The sequence below is a fragment of the Sphingomonas mollis genome (genome assembly GCF_016427505.1).
GTDB classification, from domain to species: Bacteria; Pseudomonadota; Alphaproteobacteria; order Sphingomonadales; family Sphingomonadaceae; genus Sphingomonas; species Sphingomonas mollis.
The window spans coordinates 621,821-637,090 of the sequence record NZ_JAELXS010000001.1; the positions used below are offsets into that span (position 1 = coordinate 621,821).

The 15,270-nt window shown below is 63.5% G+C and carries 15 protein-coding genes; 3 read left to right on the plus strand and 12 right to left on the minus strand.

What is annotated here, in order from left to right; translation table 11 throughout:
• The first annotated feature begins 2 nt into the window (after positions 1 to 2).
• A complete protein-coding gene (locus JAO74_RS02895) occupies positions 3 to 659 on the plus strand; it encodes a CcdC protein domain-containing protein (protein WP_233150567.1) in 657 nt (218 codons plus the stop codon).
• Here the strand turns inward: JAO74_RS02895 and JAO74_RS02900 are convergent.
• From JAO74_RS02900 to JAO74_RS02950, 11 genes are all read right to left on the minus strand, one after another.
• Entirely contained in the window at positions 646 to 1,506 is an 861-nt protein-coding gene (locus JAO74_RS02900) for a DMT family transporter (RefSeq protein ID WP_233150568.1), read from the minus strand. The genes JAO74_RS02895 and JAO74_RS02900 overlap by 14 nt on opposite strands.
• Before the next feature lie 116 nt (positions 1,507 to 1,622).
• A complete protein-coding gene (locus tag JAO74_RS02905; protein ID WP_199034795.1) occupies positions 1,623 to 1,973 on the minus strand; it encodes a hypothetical protein in 351 nt (116 codons plus the stop codon).
• Between the two features lie 282 nt (positions 1,974 to 2,255).
• Positions 2,256 to 3,932, minus strand: coding sequence for a GMC family oxidoreductase (locus JAO74_RS02910; RefSeq protein WP_199034796.1), 1,677 nt, complete (start codon positions 3,930 to 3,932; stop codon positions 2,256 to 2,258).
• Between the two features lie 23 nt (positions 3,933 to 3,955).
• The gene (locus tag JAO74_RS02915; protein WP_199034798.1) at positions 3,956 to 4,801 is read right to left on the minus strand and encodes a sugar phosphate isomerase/epimerase family protein; all 846 of its coding nucleotides are present in this window, start codon (positions 4,799 to 4,801) and stop codon (positions 3,956 to 3,958) included.
• On the minus strand, positions 4,798 to 5,367 hold the full coding sequence (locus tag JAO74_RS02920) for a gluconate 2-dehydrogenase subunit 3 family protein (protein ID WP_199034800.1): 570 nt from the start codon (positions 5,365 to 5,367) through the stop codon (positions 4,798 to 4,800). The genes JAO74_RS02915 and JAO74_RS02920 overlap by 4 nt, the downstream gene beginning before the upstream one ends.
• Positions 5,364 to 6,197 carry a 3-keto-disaccharide hydrolase gene (locus JAO74_RS02925; protein ID WP_199034802.1) on the minus strand — a complete coding sequence of 278 codons (834 nt, stop codon included), beginning with the start codon at positions 6,195 to 6,197 and terminating at the stop codon, positions 5,364 to 5,366. Before JAO74_RS02925 ends, JAO74_RS02920 begins: the two co-directional genes overlap by 4 nt.
• On the minus strand, positions 6,194 to 7,117 hold the full coding sequence (locus tag JAO74_RS02930; RefSeq protein WP_233150569.1) for a hydroxypyruvate isomerase family protein: 924 nt from the start codon (positions 7,115 to 7,117) through the stop codon (positions 6,194 to 6,196). Before JAO74_RS02930 ends, JAO74_RS02925 begins: the two co-directional genes overlap by 4 nt.
• Before the next feature lie 43 nt (positions 7,118 to 7,160).
• Positions 7,161 to 7,502 (minus strand): c-type cytochrome, encoded by a 342-nt coding sequence (locus tag JAO74_RS02935; RefSeq protein ID WP_233150636.1) that lies wholly within the window; start codon positions 7,500 to 7,502, stop codon positions 7,161 to 7,163.
• A 44-nt stretch (positions 7,503 to 7,546) separates the two neighbouring features.
• Positions 7,547 to 8,689, minus strand: coding sequence for a Gfo/Idh/MocA family protein (locus tag JAO74_RS02940; protein ID WP_199034808.1), 1,143 nt, complete (start codon positions 8,687 to 8,689; stop codon positions 7,547 to 7,549).
• Positions 8,686 to 9,750 (minus strand): sugar phosphate isomerase/epimerase family protein, encoded by a 1,065-nt coding sequence (locus tag JAO74_RS02945; protein ID WP_199034810.1) that lies wholly within the window; start codon positions 9,748 to 9,750, stop codon positions 8,686 to 8,688. Before JAO74_RS02945 ends, JAO74_RS02940 begins: the two co-directional genes overlap by 4 nt.
• Positions 9,747 to 10,994, minus strand: coding sequence for an MFS transporter (locus JAO74_RS02950; protein ID WP_199034812.1), 1,248 nt, complete (start codon positions 10,992 to 10,994; stop codon positions 9,747 to 9,749). The genes JAO74_RS02945 and JAO74_RS02950 overlap by 4 nt, the downstream gene beginning before the upstream one ends.
• A 126-nt stretch (positions 10,995 to 11,120) precedes the next feature.
• Between JAO74_RS02950 and JAO74_RS02955 the strand changes: the two genes are divergently transcribed.
• Positions 11,121 to 12,236 (plus strand): LacI family DNA-binding transcriptional regulator, encoded by a 1,116-nt coding sequence (locus JAO74_RS02955; RefSeq protein WP_199034814.1) that lies wholly within the window; start codon positions 11,121 to 11,123, stop codon positions 12,234 to 12,236.
• A 33-nt stretch (positions 12,237 to 12,269) separates the two neighbouring features.
• Here JAO74_RS02955 and JAO74_RS02960 read toward each other — a convergent pair whose 3' ends face one another.
• Positions 12,270 to 12,629, minus strand: a complete 360-nt coding sequence (locus tag JAO74_RS02960) for a hypothetical protein (RefSeq protein ID WP_199034816.1) — start codon at positions 12,627 to 12,629, stop codon at positions 12,270 to 12,272.
• A gap of 79 nt (positions 12,630 to 12,708) precedes the next feature.
• Between JAO74_RS02960 and JAO74_RS02965 the strand changes: the two genes are divergently transcribed.
• Entirely contained in the window at positions 12,709 to 15,255 is a 2,547-nt protein-coding gene (locus JAO74_RS02965) for an amylo-alpha-1,6-glucosidase (RefSeq protein ID WP_199034817.1), read from the plus strand.
• The last annotated feature ends 15 nt before the right edge of the window (positions 15,256 to 15,270 follow it).

Below are 15,270 nucleotides of genomic sequence, written 5' to 3' on the forward strand. Positions count from 1 at the left end.
CCATGCGGTTCGCCGAAAAACCCGTCTGGGTGCGAAGCAGTGTGAACTTCGATTCGCAACAAGCCGGCGGGCTGGGCCGGATCATGCCGGCCGCCGCTGCCCGCAACCGTCGCTGGACGCCGCCACCGGCGGGCGACATGATGTCCGCCATGCCGATCGAACCCAGCGCCGCCGCCAGCTATGCCATCCCGGCCATCGTACTGGCGGTGGTGCTCGCCATCCGATGGAAACGGCTGGGCCGGCCACAGCCACTGAAGCTGGAACGGCTGTGGATCATGCCCGCCATCTTCACCGCCCTGATGGCTTTTACCTTTGTCGAGATGCCGCCGCATGGATGGGGCTGGGCCTTCTGCTTGATCGCGCTGGCGCTGGGCGGCGCGCTGGGGTGGCAACGCGGGCGGATGATGCGGATCGAAGTCGATCCCGCCACCCACGCGCTCAGCCAGGCATCGTCGCCGGCGGCGTTGATCTTCGTCGTCGCCCTCGTCCTGCTCCGCCGCGCCGCTACCGCCGGCAGCGCTTATTGGCTGCACCTCGACACGATCGCGGCGACGGACATGCTGATGGCGTTCGCCTTGGGCCTGATCGCCGTGCAGCGGCTGGAGATGTTCCTGCGCGCCCGCCGCCTGCTGGCCGCGTCGCGCGCTATTCCTCGCTGATCGCCGCTATCGTCTCGGCCCGCCGCCGCCGATGCTCGCGCCAGACGATATAGATGCCGCTGGCCGCGATGATCGGCGCCCCGATCCACGTCGTCGCACCCGGCAACGCCCCGAACAACAGCCAGCCATAGGCCGTCGCCCATAGCAGCGACGTATAATCGAACGGCACCACCAGCGACACAGCACCCCGGCGGAGCGACGCCGTCATCGCCAGTTGCGCCCCACCACCGACAAGACCGACCGCGATCAGTACCAGCCACGTCTTCAACGGATGCGCCTGTGCCTGCGTCAGATACACAACGCCGAGCGGCAGCAACGACAGGACCGAGAACCACCAGACCGTCGTCTGCGCCCTCTCCGTCCGACCGATCTGGCGCAGCAGGATGAAGATCACCGCGGTCAGGACAGCGGCCGTGATGCCGCACGCCGCGCCGTACAACGGGATCGCATGCCCGCCCGGCTGCATCACGATCAGCACACCCGAAAAGCCAAGGGCTACCGCCGACCACCGCCGCCACCCGGTCGGCTCGCCCAGCACCAGCGCGCCCAGCACGGTCGCGAAGATCGGCGTCGTGAAGGCGATCGTCGTCGCCTCCGCCAGCGGCAGCGCCAGCAACGCGGCAAAGGTAAAGGCCATGCTGATAACGCCGACCGCACAGCGCGATACATGCGCCCCGATCCGCTTCGTCCGCACCGTCGCCAGTCCCGGTCCCGCGGCGATCACGCCGGTCACCAGGATCGCCGCCCCGAACTGCCGAAAGAACAGGATCTCGCCCAGCACCGCCCCGCTGGCCTCGGCCAGTTTGATGCAGGCGTTCATGGTGGCGAACAGGCCGACCGACAGCAAACGCAGACCGATGGCGGGAAAAAGACGATCGTTGATAGTACGTAGGCTCCGACGGACGGCAACGGCTATGCGCAAGACCCGCCCTGCGAACAAGCCGTTGCCTGCGTTATCTGCCGTCAGCTACGGGCGCAGCAATCCGCACGGTGCGAGCGGGGTGTGTCGGTGGCAGATCGCTCGGGCACCTCTACGCGCAACTGCAATTGAGTGGCCGCCGTGGATGATCCGGCGTCCATACGCTTGGCGGTAACGGTGATAATCATGAGGCAAGCCCTCTTCCAGATACCGCCGATCATTCGGCGGTGAATCAGCGAAATGAAGATTGTCTCAACAATACCGCCGTTCGACGCCCCCGATACGGACCCGCCATTTCTGGACTGAACGATCCCAATGGAACACATCGCGAAGCGGTTTGACCGCGCAAGCACCAGTGTTTTCAGGTCTTCGCGAATGTCCGTCACCGTCTCCATCGTTAAAAAACGCGCCAAGCGATCCGACGTTGGCGCGTTCTGGCCGAATGATCGATTTCGGCTGACTGATATACGATCTGAAAGGCAGGGGCAGTCAGGAACCCGATTTTTTAGAGCTTGCCTGATCGACGGTCGCGTAAACGTGCCTCTGCCAGGCGAGGCAGAATTAGCCATCTAGTTCACGTCAATGAATAAGGCTGATTTTCAAATAAAGGCTCTGATAAAAGATACGGGGTCCTCACTCTCAAGAGTCGGACCCCAAATCCTCCAGCAATATCGTTATCAGGCCTTTCGCATCTGCTTGACTGCATGGTCAGCCGCCCGCGCAGTCAACGCCATGAAGGTTAGCGATGGGTTTACGCATGACACGGACGCCATCTGTGCACCATCTGTAACGTACAGATTGGTCGCATCATGTGCCTGGCTCCAACTGTTCAGCACCGACCGGCGTGGATCGGTGCCCATGCGCGCCCCGCCCATTTCGTGGATGGCGTCACCGGGGACATGTTCCTTTTCGGAACTGGTGACGTTGGTCAGCCCTGCGCCCTTTAGCATGGCCTCGCCCTGAACACGGGCATCCGCCATCATCTTCAGTTCGTTATCGCGGAAACGCACGTCGAACCGCATCAGCGGCACACCGAACCGGTCGACCTTGGAAGCGTGCAGGGACACGCGATTGTCCTCATAGGGCAGGCATTCGCCGAATGCGCCCATGCTGAATTTCCATGGGCCATATTTGCGCATCGCGTGCTTCATCGAAGCGCCGAAGCCGACCGGTTTCGCCGGATCGCGATGGGCGCTGCCCTGATAGCCATAGCCGCGCTTGAACCCGACGCCCTCGTCACCGCCGATATTGCGGAAGCGCGGTACATAGACGCCGCCCGGCCGGCGGCCATATTCGATATATTCGTCCATACCGGGGATGTCGCCCTCGATCCCGACGCGGAAGATGTGGTCCATGACATATCGACCGAGCGTCCCGCTCGCGTCGAAATAGCTGCGATCGCTGCCCGGTGCGCGTGAGTTCATCATGATCTGCGTCGATGCCATCGCCGAGGCACACAGGAAGACGAGATCGGCCTTCACCACCTCCGCCTGTCCGGTCTTGGCATCGATATAGCGTACGCCGGTCACCCGCTTGCGGGCTGCATCATATTCCAGATTGGTGACGACGGCATCCGATTGCAGTGTCAGTCGTCCGGTCGCACGCGCCGCTGGCAGCGTCACCGCCTGCGTCGAGAAATAGGCGCCGAACGAGCAGCCATTGCTGCACTGGTTGCGGAACTGGCATTTCGTTCGGTTCTGGTCGGGCTTGTCCTCGGTCATGTTGGACAGGCGCGTGTTGATGAGCTTGCGGCCGGGAAACTGGGTTTCGAGCCGCTGCTTCAGCCACTTCTCCGCCACGTTCATCGGCATCGGCGGCTGGAATTCGCTGTCGGGCAGATAGGGCAGGTTCTCGCGTGAGCCCGATACGCCGATGTATTTCTCGACATAACTGTACCACGGCGCGACGTCGTCATACCCGATCGGCCATTCGCCATCGATACCGTCACGCTTGTTCGCTTCGAAGTCCGCTGGGCTCCACCGAAAAGTCCAGCGACCCCAGATCAGCGACTTGCCGCCGACCGCGCCGGGCCTGATCCAATAGAACTGGCTGCCTTCGTCAAAGGCATAGGGGTTCTGTCGATCATCGTTATAGAACCGCTGATTGCTGGGCGAGACATAACCATGCTTGGCAATGAAATAATCGCTGTCGATCAGCGGTTTCGGCATGATGTTGCGCGCCGGCACTTCATAGGCGGGCTTGCCATCGTACGTGTAACCCTCGCCGTGCTCGACCATCACGCCGCGATCGAGCATGAGCACGCGCAGACCTTTTTCGGTCAGTTCCTTTGCCGCGAAACCGCCGCTGACGCCCGATCCAATAACGATCGCGTCGAACCTGTTGGTCGATGCCATGATATTCCTCTCCGAATATTCGATCAGAAACGCAGCGAGCGCAGCGTGCGGAAACTGGTGGTGATGTCGGGAATGTAAGGGGCGGGCGCCTGGTCGTTCTCGACGTAGAAATGGCGTACTCCCGCACTGCCCTTTAGTTTGAAGAGCGCACCGAAATCGATTGCGCCATTACCCACCGCTGTCATGCTGCGATCGGCGCGCATGTCCTTGACGTGATAGGCATATAACCGGGTCGAAAGGCGATCGATCAGTGCCGCGGGATTTTCGCCGGCATGTGCCGCCCAATACAGATCGAGCTCGACCTTCACGAGCGCGGGGTCGGTCGCCTTCAGGAACCGGTCGTACAGGCTGACGCCGCCCGGCTTGGTCGTGAATTCGAAATCGTGGTTATGGTAAGCAAATCCCAGTCCGGCCTTTTTCAGGTCCCGGGCAAAGCGATTGAAGTTCGGCAGCGCGGCTTCCCAGCCCTGTTCATTCCGATATTGGTCGGTCATGTAGGGGAGAATGACGGTGTCGGCACCGAGCGTTTTCGCCATCGTCACCGACTTGTCGAATTGTTCGAGCAGCGCGTCATAACCGATATGAACCGACGGCGCGCGCAGGCCGAGCCGGTCCATCGTCTTGCGCAGCATCGCATGGTCCATGGCATCATAGCCACCACCGCCATATTCGACCTCGCGATATCCGATCCTTGCGACCGTCTCCAACGTGGCGACGGGGTCCTTTTGGAACAGTTCGCGGACGGTGTAGAGTTGCAGGCCGATCGCCTTGAGTTGAGCGGCGGAGGCCGGTGACATCGTCAGATCGGCGAGGGTGAGGGCGGCCACCGATCCGGCGCCGGCCAACAGGTTTCTGCGGTTGATGATCATGCCGAATATACCTTGTTGACCTGAGAATAGGGAAAGGCGCCGTTATACTCGCCGGGGACGGGCAGATACTCGCGCTCCTGCGTCATGCCGATCTCGGACGTGTAATATCCGGTCAGGACAAGCTGCCGAAAAGCCTCGAAGAAAACGCTGCCGGACGGCAACCCGTCGTTCATCGCCAGGGTAAGTAGCGCATCCTGCTGCACCGCCGTCGTTCGGGCAGACGGCACCTTGTAATCCTGCATACTGCGGGCCTCGATCGCATCCAGCCCGGCGAGGATCGGCACCCGATCTTCGGGCATCGCCCAGTCGGCGAGCATCTTTTCGATGAATGCTGGCACCCCTGCCGCAATGGCGCCCGGCGTATCGGTCGTGGGCAGTACGCGTTCGCTGAGCGTGGTCATCAGCGCCCGTTGAACCGGGGTGAAGACCGCCACGCTGGGTGGGCCTTCGCTGATGATCGGCATCGTTGCCGTCTTCACGGCACCGGCCGCGCGGGCGATTGGTGCATACAAGGCGGTGCCGAACATGGCGGTGATGCCCGCCAGGGCAGTTCTGCGGTCGATCACTTGCCGTCCTTTCCAAGATCCTGCGCGATCGCCGCGTCGGTCAGCGGCCGAACCCAGATGTTGCGGAACGACACGGGGGAGTCGTGATCCTGCAACTGGATCGGCGCTGCGTCGGGATGCGCTTTGTAACTGGCGACCTGCCGCCAGATAGTGGTGCCAAGCATCGCCTGATGATTTTGGACCAGCACGCCATTCAGGAATGCCGTGACGTAAGCCGGCCGCAGCAACGCACCATCGGCCGCGAAGCGAGGCCGTTCGAATACGATGTCGTAGCTTTGCCATTCGCCCGGTCGGCGCGCCGCATTCACCAGCGGTGGTTTCCAGCCATAGACCGCGCCTACCGTGCCGTCGGCATAGGTCGGGTTCTGGTAACCATCGAGGATCTGGACCTCGTACCGCTGCATGAACCAGATGCCGCTGTTGCCGCGATCCTGAGACGTCTTGGTCGGCGGGTTGGGCGACCGGAATTCCAGATGCAGTTGGACATCACCGAAGCTCTGCTTCGATACGAGGTTGTTCTCGCCGCCGCTCTTCGCGCGTGAGGGGATCGTCATCGCGCCATTGGCGACCGGCCATGCTCCCCGCGCGCCCTGCCATGCGTCGGTCGATCGGCCGTCGAAGAGGATGACCGCATCGGCGGGGGCGCCACCCGGCGTTGCGGCCGGCGCGACTGCGACCGGTGCAGGCCGGTCGGCATCATGGACGCGCCATTGACCACCGGGCAGCATCGGCGTGTCCCGAAATCCCGGCTTTTCCTGCGCGGCGGCCGGCAGGGCGGCAGCCGCGATCAATCCCGTCATGATGGCCGCCATCTTGTGCGTGGTCGTCATCCTTGTTCCCCTCCTGCTCGATCGATCTCGTGATAGGCGGCGATCAGGCGATCCTCGCCCGCTCGCCCGGCTATCGAGTTGCCGTGCTCCATGCCGATCACACCCGAATATTGTCTGGATCGCAACCATTTGACGATGTTGGCGAAGTTTATTTCGCCGGTTGTCGGTTCCTTGCGTCCCGGATTGTCGCCGAACTGGATATAGCCGATCTCGCTCCAGCAAGTGTCGAGCGTGGGGATCAGGTTCCCGGACTGAATTTGTTCGTGATAAAGATCGGCCAATATCTTGACCGCCGGACTGTTCACGCCGCGCGCGACCGCGAAGCCCTGCGCGATGGTCTGCATGTAAACACCAGGGTGATTGGTGCGCGTGTTCAGCGGCTCCATCACCATTGCGATGTTGTGCGGCGCGACGATATCGCCGGCGCGGCGCATCACGTCGATGACGCGCGCGGTCTGGATATCGACCGGCAATCTCGGGTCCATGAAGCCGGTGACGACGGTCATCCGATTGGCGTTCAGGCGCTTGGCGACGTCGATCGATGCGCGGATATTGGCGAGGAAAGCCTCGCGCTCGGCCCCGTCATCAGCGCCCAGCAGCGGTCGCGACTGTGCCCATTTCGGCATGCTGGCGACGAAGACACCCATCGTCATACCGCGCTGCGACAGCGCTTTCGCCATCTGTTCCTGCTCGGCGACCGTGCGCAGGCTGGCCTCATTGTCCTCCCAGGCGGTGAAGCCCTGATCCGCGGCAAAGGCGATCTGTTCGATCCGCCCGCCACGGCTGGCGAAGCTGCCCTCGTGTGGTGCGAATTTCAGCGAGAAGCGCGCCGCGTTGGAGCCGGTTCGCTGGGCGGCGACCAGCCCGGATGCCAGCGACGCTGCGGCGCCCGCTGCGATGACGGTGCGACGCGAAACCATCACACGCGCATTCCTGCTGAACTGCGATGTACGGGCGGGCGCATCACTTGGCGCCTTCCGCCTTCAGATAGGCGATGATGGCCGCGCGCTTGGCCGGATCGGGAGTCGAGATCGGCATGCGCGTGCCGGGGACCTTCTTCGATGGCGCCGCAAGATACTCGTCCAGCGTCTTTTCGTCCCAGCGCAGCTTCGACGCCTTCAATGCGGGCGAGTAATTGAAACCGGGTGCGGAGGCGGCTGCGCGACCGACCACGCCGTACAAATTAGGGCCGATCCCATTCTTTCCGCCCTTCGGTACGGTATGGCAGGCGCGGCAGGCAGCGAAGGCGGGTGGCGCGGCGGCGGGCGCGGTCTGCGCAATGGTCGGCGCGGCTACGGCGACCATCGTCGCCGCAGCGGCGCTGCCGATGGCCAGGCATAGAACGAGCTTCATGCATTCTCTCCAGAATCGATCATGGTCCATTTTTTGTCGGACCCGGCATTTTCTATCACGGCCTCGATGAACCGCATCGTACGGAGGCCATCGACGACGCCCGGAAACGAGCGATCGTTGCTGCCGCGGATGGCCGCTGCAAAAGCGCGATAGAGGTTCGCAAACGCCTCGATATAGCCCTCGGGATGACCCGCCGGCGTCCGCAGAAGCGCGGTAGCACCATCGTGCAGCCCCGGTCCGCCCGCCCGCACGATCTCGGTCGGGCGATCGAGCCATCGGAGCATGAGCGTGTTCGGTTCCATCTGCGCCCATTCCAGGCCGCCGCGCTCGCCATGGATACGCAGCTTGAGGCCGTTTTCCTCGCCGGCCGCGACCTGACTGGCCTTCAACGTTCCGCGAGCGCCACCGGCAAAGCGCAGCAGGGCGCTGACATCGTCGTCGAGCCGCCGGCCCGGTACATGCGTGGCGACGTCCGCCGATACCGACTGCACGCGTAATCCGGATACATGTTCGGCAAGCTGAAAGGCATGCGTCCCGATATCACCGAGGCAGCCGCCGATACCGGCACGGGCGGGGTCCGTCCGCCATTCGGCCTGCTTGTTGCCATCGGTGTCGATCGGCAGGCTGAGCCAGCCTTGCAGATATTCGACCTGAACGAGCCTGATCTTGCCGAGATCACCGCGCGCGATCCTGACTCGGGCCTCCTCGATTAACGGATAGCCGCTATAGGTGAAGGCGAGGGCGAAGCGTTGTCCGCTTGCCCGGGCCGCCTTTGCGATCGCCTCGGCCTCGGTTACGCTCATCGCCATCGGCTTTTCGCAGAATACGTGGAAGCCGGCGTTCAGCGCCGCGATCGCCATCGGCGCATGCAGATAGTTGGGCGTCACGATCGCCACCGCATCGATGCGCTGATCGGCCGACACTGCTTGTTCCCGTGCGATCATCGTATCGAGCGACGGATAGACCCGTTGAGAGTCCAGCCCCAGCGATTCCCCGGTTCGCTCGTTGCGGCTAGCGTCGGTGCTGAAGGCGCCGGCCACCAACTGCCAGTCGCCGTCCAGCGCCGCGGCCATCCGGTGGACCGCGCCGATGAAGGCGCCTTCGCCGCCACCGACCATGCCGAGCCGCAGCCGGGTCATGACGGCTCCTTCGACAGGCCGAGCAGCGAGCGGATCGCCGCACGATCGACGCCGCTGGCCGCGAAGTCGTCGAATGGACGCTCGGTCAAACGGATCATGTGGTCGCGGATGAACGGCGCGCCCTCACGTGCGCCATCTTCGGATCGCTTCAGCGCACACTCCCATTCGAGCACCGCCCAGCCGTCATAGCCATATTGCGCCATCTTGCTGAAGATCGATGAAAAATCGACCTGCCCGTCGCCCAGCGAGCGGAAACGACCGGCGCGATCCACCCAGTTCTCGTACCCGCCATAGACACCCGAGCGCCCGGTCGGATTGAACTCCGCATCCTTGACGTGAAAGCACGAAATCCGGTCGTGATAGCGATCGATGAAATCGAGATAGTCGAGCTGCTGCAATACGAAGTGCGACGGATCGAACAACAGGCGCGCGCGGGGATGGTGATCGACCGCGGCGAGGAAGCGTTCCCATGACGCGCCGTCGTGCAGGTCTTCGCCCGCGTGAATCTCGAACGCGCAATCGACACCCTCCGCTTCGAAGACATCGAGGATCGGTATCCAGCGGCGGGCGAGTTCGGCAAACGCCTCCTCGACCAGTCCGGCCGGCCGCTGCGGCCACGGATAGACATAGGGCCAAGCCAGCGCGCCCGAGAAAGTGGCATGCGCCGACAGCCCCAGATTGGCGCTCGCCTTCGCGGCCAGTTTGACCTGCTCCACCGCCCAGGCCTGACGCTCGGCAGGTTTGCCATGCACTTCGGGTGGGGCGAAGCCATCGAACAGCGTGTCATAGGCGGGATGGACGGCGACCAACTGGCCCTGAAGATGCGTGGACAGTTCGGTGACTTCGATGCCGTGCTTGGCGAGCGTCCCTCTCAGGTCGTCGCAATAGGTCTTGCTCCCGGCGGCGAGTGCCAGGTCGATCAATTGCGTGTTGCAGGGTATCTGCACGCCGACATAACCCAGTCCCGCCGCCCATTCGGCGAGATGTTCCAAGGTGTCGAATGGTGCCGTGTCACCCATGAATTGGGCGAGGAAAATGCCCGGTCCCTTCATCGCCTTCATGCGGCGGCCTCCTTCCTGGTGTCGCGAAAGGTGAACTGGAACAGGATCGCGATTAGCGCGGCGGCGATCGCCGGATACCACCACATCTGCTGCCAGTCGGCGATGCTCGGCGTAGCCGGCAACTGCGCATACAAAAGCGCGCCGATCTGCGACCCGAGCAACATGCCGACGCCATAGGTGAACAACGTCAGCATCCCCTGTGCCTGCGCGTTCACCCCCTTCGGCGTCGCGATGGTGCCGGTGTAGATCGCGCCGGCCACGAAGAAGAAGTCGTAGCAGACACCATGCAGGGCGACGCCGAGATAGACCGCCCAGATCGATGAGCCGCCATCACCGATCGCGAACAGTGCATAGCGCAGCGCCCAGGCGGCCATGCCGACCAGCAGCAATGGCTTCACCCCGAACCGCCGGTAGAGCCACGGCATCGAGAACATGAAGACCAGTTCGGACATCTGCCCGATCGCCAGCGTTCCGCCGACATTCACGATGCCGGTCGCGCCGACATAGGGCGAGGCATAGGCGTAGTACATCGCCAGCGGGATCGAGATCAGCGTCGCGCAAGTGATGAAGATCATGAACGAACGCTGCTTCAGCAGGCTGAACGCCTCGACGCAGAAGACCTGCCGGACCACGCTTTCATCGCGCGGTGCGTCGGGTTCGACGTTGGGCAGCGTGAAGCTGTACAGTCCTAGGGCGATCGACACGACCGCCGAGATCGTGAAGATCTGCGGGCTGGCGGACAGGCCGGCCCAGCCGACGATCAGGCCGGCGGCGATCCAGCCCAGCGTGCCGAACGCGCGTACGAAGGGAAACCGGTCGGTCCGATCGCCGAGGCTCTTCAGCGCGATCGTGTTGGCGAGCCCGACTGTCGGCATATACAGGATCATGTAGCCGAGCAGCACCCAGACGAGGGTGTCGCCGCGCTCCGGCGTCACCAGCGATGGCAGCACGAACAGGATGGCGCCGCCGATCAGATGCAGGATCACCATCAGCATGCGCGGGCTGACATATCGGGCGGCGGCCATGCCCAGCAGGAACGATCCGACGATCGAGGCGATCGGCCCGACCGAAAAGGCGTTGCCGATCAGGTTGCCGATACCGACCGTCTGCATCACCAGACCCAGCGTGACGGTCCACGCGCCCCACACGAAGAACTGCATGAACATCAGCGCGCTGAGACGCCCAGTCAGCAATCCGTCCGCCGGACGTCCGACGCCCTGCAATGCACCTTCGGCAGTGGCCATGCGCCAACCTCTCCTCACGCAGTTTCTTCTGCTTCTTCGTGCATAGGCTAGGCACGGTCGGTGGCGATGTAAAGGATTACATCGCTCGCTATCGACAACCGCCGCAACTCGATACATGACAGGGCGATGACGACGATCATCGACGTCGCGGCGTTGGCCGGCGTGTCCACGGCGACGGTATCACGGGTGTTGTCGAGACCCGAACGCGTGGCGCAGCATACGCGGGAGCGGGTGTTGGCGGTCGTCCGGACGCTGGGTTATGCGCCCAATATCGCGGCGCGAAGCCTGCGTACGCTCAGGGCCGCCAAGATCTTGCTGACGGTGCCCGATATCTCCAATCCGTTTTTCGCGAGCGTGATCCGCGGCGCGGAAGAAGCGGCGCGCGATGCGGGCTATGCCGTCGTGGTCGGCGATACCCGGCACGATCCGGAGGTCGAGGATCAATACGCCGAAATGCTGTCCCGGCGAGAGGTCGATGGCCTGATCTTCCTGGGCCACCGTCTGCCGGCAAGTCTGAAACCGCTCTTGTCACGGGATGGCGCGGCGGCACCGATCGTCAACGGGTGCGAATACAGCCCGGATATCGGCGTTCCCAGCGTGCATATCGATAACGCGGCCGCCAGCAGCGACGCCGTCGAGCATCTGGTCGCCCTGGGTCACCGCGATATTGGAATCATCACCGGACCGACGATCAGTCCGATCAGTCGCGATCGTCTGGCCGGGGCGATGGCGGCGGCCGAACGGCACGGGTTGGCGGATCACCTGCATCTTTGCATTGGCGATTACTCGGCGGCGTCAGCCTTCATTCAGGCCACCGAATTGATTGCCCGGCGCGGTCCCGGCGCGGTTACCGCCATTTTCTGTTTCAGCGACGAAATGGCGCTGGGCGCGATCAGTGCGATCGCCGAGGCGGGTCTGTCTTGCCCCGACGATATCTCGGTGATCGGCTTCGACGATCTGCCGTTTGCCCGCTTCTTCCAGCCAGCGTTGACGACAATCGCTCAGCCCAAGGGGATGATCGGCCGCCGTGCGGTCGAACTGCTGGTCGACATCCTGCGCGATGTCGATAGCCCGACCCGGCACGTCACGCTGCACCATGAACTCATCATCCGCGACAGCACCGCGGCACCGGCTCAAGATTCTAGCGGATCGATGGCCGGCGACGTTCTCGATGGGCGAAAGGTGATGATGGCAGGCGAGACACATATACCTGCCGTTTCCGGAAGATATCGCAATCGATAGAAATGGGCGAAGGACAACCCGATGGCTAACGCCCTAGTCGAGCAATCCGGCTCGTGCCGCGTTCGCCGCGATCAATGGTGTAGCAAACTCGATAGACCATGTGGCGATGGTGGCATTCCGCAAACTTGCGGCCTGTCGATCCACATTGGCCACCACGTCATCGGCAAAACCGTAACGACCCGCTGCTCCCGTTCCGCAGGACGAGGAGAGGATGCCGTCCGACACGGGTGATGCGAAGAACGGTTGCGGGACATCGACCGGCGCGGCCGTGGCCGTCGTTCCGACGAACAACGTCGCGATCGATGCAAAAGCCAGAACAAGGCGCATGACGCTGTTCCCTTTCACTGTTGCCCACTCGATCAGGATAGCGATCGATCCATGTTTCTGTTCCATGATGCCGGCAGCGCTGACGCGGCGAGCACTATACGCCCCATCCCACCCATCGTATGAAGATGCGGGAGCAGGTGAACAGATGTTGCGTCACGTCGTCGTCATCGCATCATGTATCGGGGCGTTATCGACCGTGGTCGCCGGTGCGCGCGAAGCACCGCGTTATCAGCAGGATGTCACCGGCTTCGTCTCGGCAAAGGGCGAGCGGGCATTGGTCATGGGCTATCCCGACGGTCTCGAAATCTGGGCATGGCCGCTGCAACTGGCGAGCGATTATCGTCTCCGCTTCCGGGTTGCCGGCGTCGTCGATCCGATCGATGCCGGACCGTTGTTGCGAAGCGTCGAGCGCACGCCGGCCGAGGTGGTGCGGACCTATGTCGGGGCTACCTTCGTCGTCCGCGAACGGCTGTTCGTTCCGCGCCGTCAGGCAGGCACGATCCTGCGCTATGAAGTGGAGGGGCGGCCTGACGTACAAGTGGAAGCCAGTTTCCGACCGTCGCTCAATCTGATGTGGCCGGCGGCGCTTGGCGGGCGATCGGTGGGCTGGGATGCCGCCCGGTCGGGCTATGTCGAGCGTGAGCCGCTACACGGGTTCAGCGCGACGATCTCGTCGGCCGAGGCAATCGCGCATGACGATCCGGTCAATTATGCACGCCAACCGGCGGAACGGCTCGCCATGCTATTGGCACCGCGCCCCGACGAGAATGGTCGGCGCCATGCCACCATCGTCTTCGCACTCGACCCGGAAGCGAAAGTCGATGGCGCGAACATGGTGCGCCAGGGCGAAACCGCCGCACGGGTGGAGGCCAAGGCTCATGTCGCCGCGGTGCTCGACCAGTCGATCGCTGTCGAAAGCCCCGATCCGGCGGCGGACAAGGCTCTCTTGTCCGCTGTCCTCGCGCTCGATGGCGCCTGGGCTTGTAACGATCGGCTCGGTTGCGGCGCGTTGGCGGGATACGGCCTGTCGCGCCCCGATCGGCGGCCGCAATATGCCTGGTTCTTTGCTGGCGACGGATTGGTCGCGATGGAAGGGATGTTGGCCGCCGGCCAGTTCGAACGCGCGCGTGAAGAACTCGCCTTCGTCACCCGCTATCAGGACCCCAGGACGGGAATGATCTGGCACGAAATGTCCCAGAGTGCCGGTCTGATCGATTGGGTCGGCAAATATCATTACATGTACGTCCACGTCGATATCACTTTTCAGTATCTGGCGGCGGTGCGGCGCTATGTCGCGACGACGGGCGATGTGGGCTTCGTGCGCGACAACTGGCGGGCGCTGCTGGCGGCATGGGCTTATTGCATCTCGGTGATCGATCCCGCCACCGGCCTTCCGGGCATTCCGCCGGGCAAGCAGGGACAAAACGAGCAGGAGGATTTGCGCGACGATATCCGCCTGTCCACCTTGTGGATCGATGCCGCCGACGGTTTTGCCGAGCTCGCCGCCCTTCAGGGAAACAACGCGCTGGCGGCGAAGGCACGTTCAGGTGCCGCCCGTGCCCGATCCGCGATCGCAACGAACGGTTGGGACGATGCCAGCGGCTTCTGGTTGTCCGGCCATCGCCGTGATGGCACGCCCGTCCGAAGCCTGCGCCCCGATGCGATCGGCGTGTTGGGGCAGGGGGTCGTGTCGCCGGAACGCGCCGGCCGACTGCTCGACCGGATCGCGACGCCTGATTTCATGACCGACTGGGGCGTCCGCAGCCTGTCTGCGAGCGATCCCCATTACGACCCCAACCTGTATTCGGCCGGCAGCGTCTGGACGCTGGGCAGTGCGACGGTGGCCGAGGCATTCTGGCGCCAGCACCGGCCGCTGAACGCTTGGGCGATATGGCGCGGGATGGCGGCAGGCGATACGCTCGACAGCGCGGGCCATCTGCACGAGGTGATGGCGGGCGACCTTTACCACCCCGAATTCGAATCCGTGCCCGAGCAGACATGGTCGTCGGCCGGACTGTTGCTGGCGGCCATGCGCGGTATGTACGGCCTGGACGTCCACGGTGCCGAGCGCCGCCTGACCTTCGCGCCGCATCTGCCCCCCGAATGGGGCGCCATCACATTGCGGAACGTGCGTGTCGGCCGCGACCGGATAACCTTGACCATGCGTCAGGATGCCGAGGGGACGGAACTCGATATCGAGAATCCCGGATCGGCACTGGCGATCGATTTCGAACCGATGCTGCCACTCGGCGCCGGAATTCGGGGGGCGATGGTCGATGGCAAGCCCGTCGCGGCGAAGCTCGTTTCCGAGGGGCAGGATCAGCACGCCCGACTGAAGGTCGATGCCATCCCCCACGGCGTTACGCACGTGCGTATCGAACATGCGGGCGGGGTGGGCATCGCCGCTATGTCGACGCCCATCGCGATCGGCGCCCGTAGTCGCAATCCGATCGTGGCGGGGGTCGCGATGACCGACAATGTGTTGCGTCTCGACGCCTGGACATCGCCGGAAGGCAGCACCGATTTTCTGCTGACGACGGACCGGGTGCCAGGCCATGTTACGGGCGGGCAGACCCACCCTGCCGGCAAGGGGCGCTACCGTCTGTCCATGTCTGCCGCCGGTGGAATGGCAGATCGAGCGTCCGGTTACGTCCGTCGCACGGTCACTGTCGAACTGCCGCCATCGCCTTGAGGCAAACTAGTGCGG

Excerpts from the sequence above, each read along its gene's own strand:
- JAO74_RS02945 (WP_199034810.1), bottom strand. The coding sequence starts at position 9,750 with ATGAAGGCGATGAAGGGACCGGGCATTTTCCTCGCCCAATTCATGGGT.
- JAO74_RS02905 (WP_199034795.1), bottom strand. The coding sequence starts at position 1,973 with ATGGAGACGGTGACGGACATTCGCGAAGACCTGAAAACACTGGTGCTT.
- JAO74_RS02935 (WP_233150636.1), bottom strand. The coding sequence starts at position 7,502 with ATGGTCGCCGTAGCCGCGCCGACCATTGCGCAGACCGCGCCCGCCGCC.
- JAO74_RS02965 (WP_199034817.1), top strand. The coding sequence starts at position 12,709 with ATGTTGCGTCACGTCGTCGTCATCGCATCATGTATCGGGGCGTTATCG.
- JAO74_RS02955 (WP_199034814.1), top strand. The coding sequence starts at position 11,121 with ATGACGACGATCATCGACGTCGCGGCGTTGGCCGGCGTGTCCACGGCG.
- JAO74_RS02910 (WP_199034796.1), bottom strand. The coding sequence starts at position 3,932 with ATGGCATCGACCAACAGGTTCGACGCGATCGTTATTGGATCGGGCGTC.
- JAO74_RS02895 (WP_233150567.1), top strand. The coding sequence starts at position 3 with ATGCGGTTCGCCGAAAAACCCGTCTGGGTGCGAAGCAGTGTGAACTTC.
- JAO74_RS02950 (WP_199034812.1), bottom strand. The coding sequence starts at position 10,994 with ATGGCCACTGCCGAAGGTGCATTGCAGGGCGTCGGACGTCCGGCGGAC.
- JAO74_RS02915 (WP_199034798.1), bottom strand. The coding sequence starts at position 4,801 with ATGATCATCAACCGCAGAAACCTGTTGGCCGGCGCCGGATCGGTGGCC.
- JAO74_RS02925 (WP_199034802.1), bottom strand. The coding sequence starts at position 6,197 with ATGACGACCACGCACAAGATGGCGGCCATCATGACGGGATTGATCGCG.
- JAO74_RS02960 (WP_199034816.1), bottom strand. The coding sequence starts at position 12,629 with ATGGAACAGAAACATGGATCGATCGCTATCCTGATCGAGTGGGCAACA.
- JAO74_RS02930 (WP_233150569.1), bottom strand. The coding sequence starts at position 7,117 with ATGGTTTCGCGTCGCACCGTCATCGCAGCGGGCGCCGCAGCGTCGCTG.
- JAO74_RS02940 (WP_199034808.1), bottom strand. The coding sequence starts at position 8,689 with ATGACCCGGCTGCGGCTCGGCATGGTCGGTGGCGGCGAAGGCGCCTTC.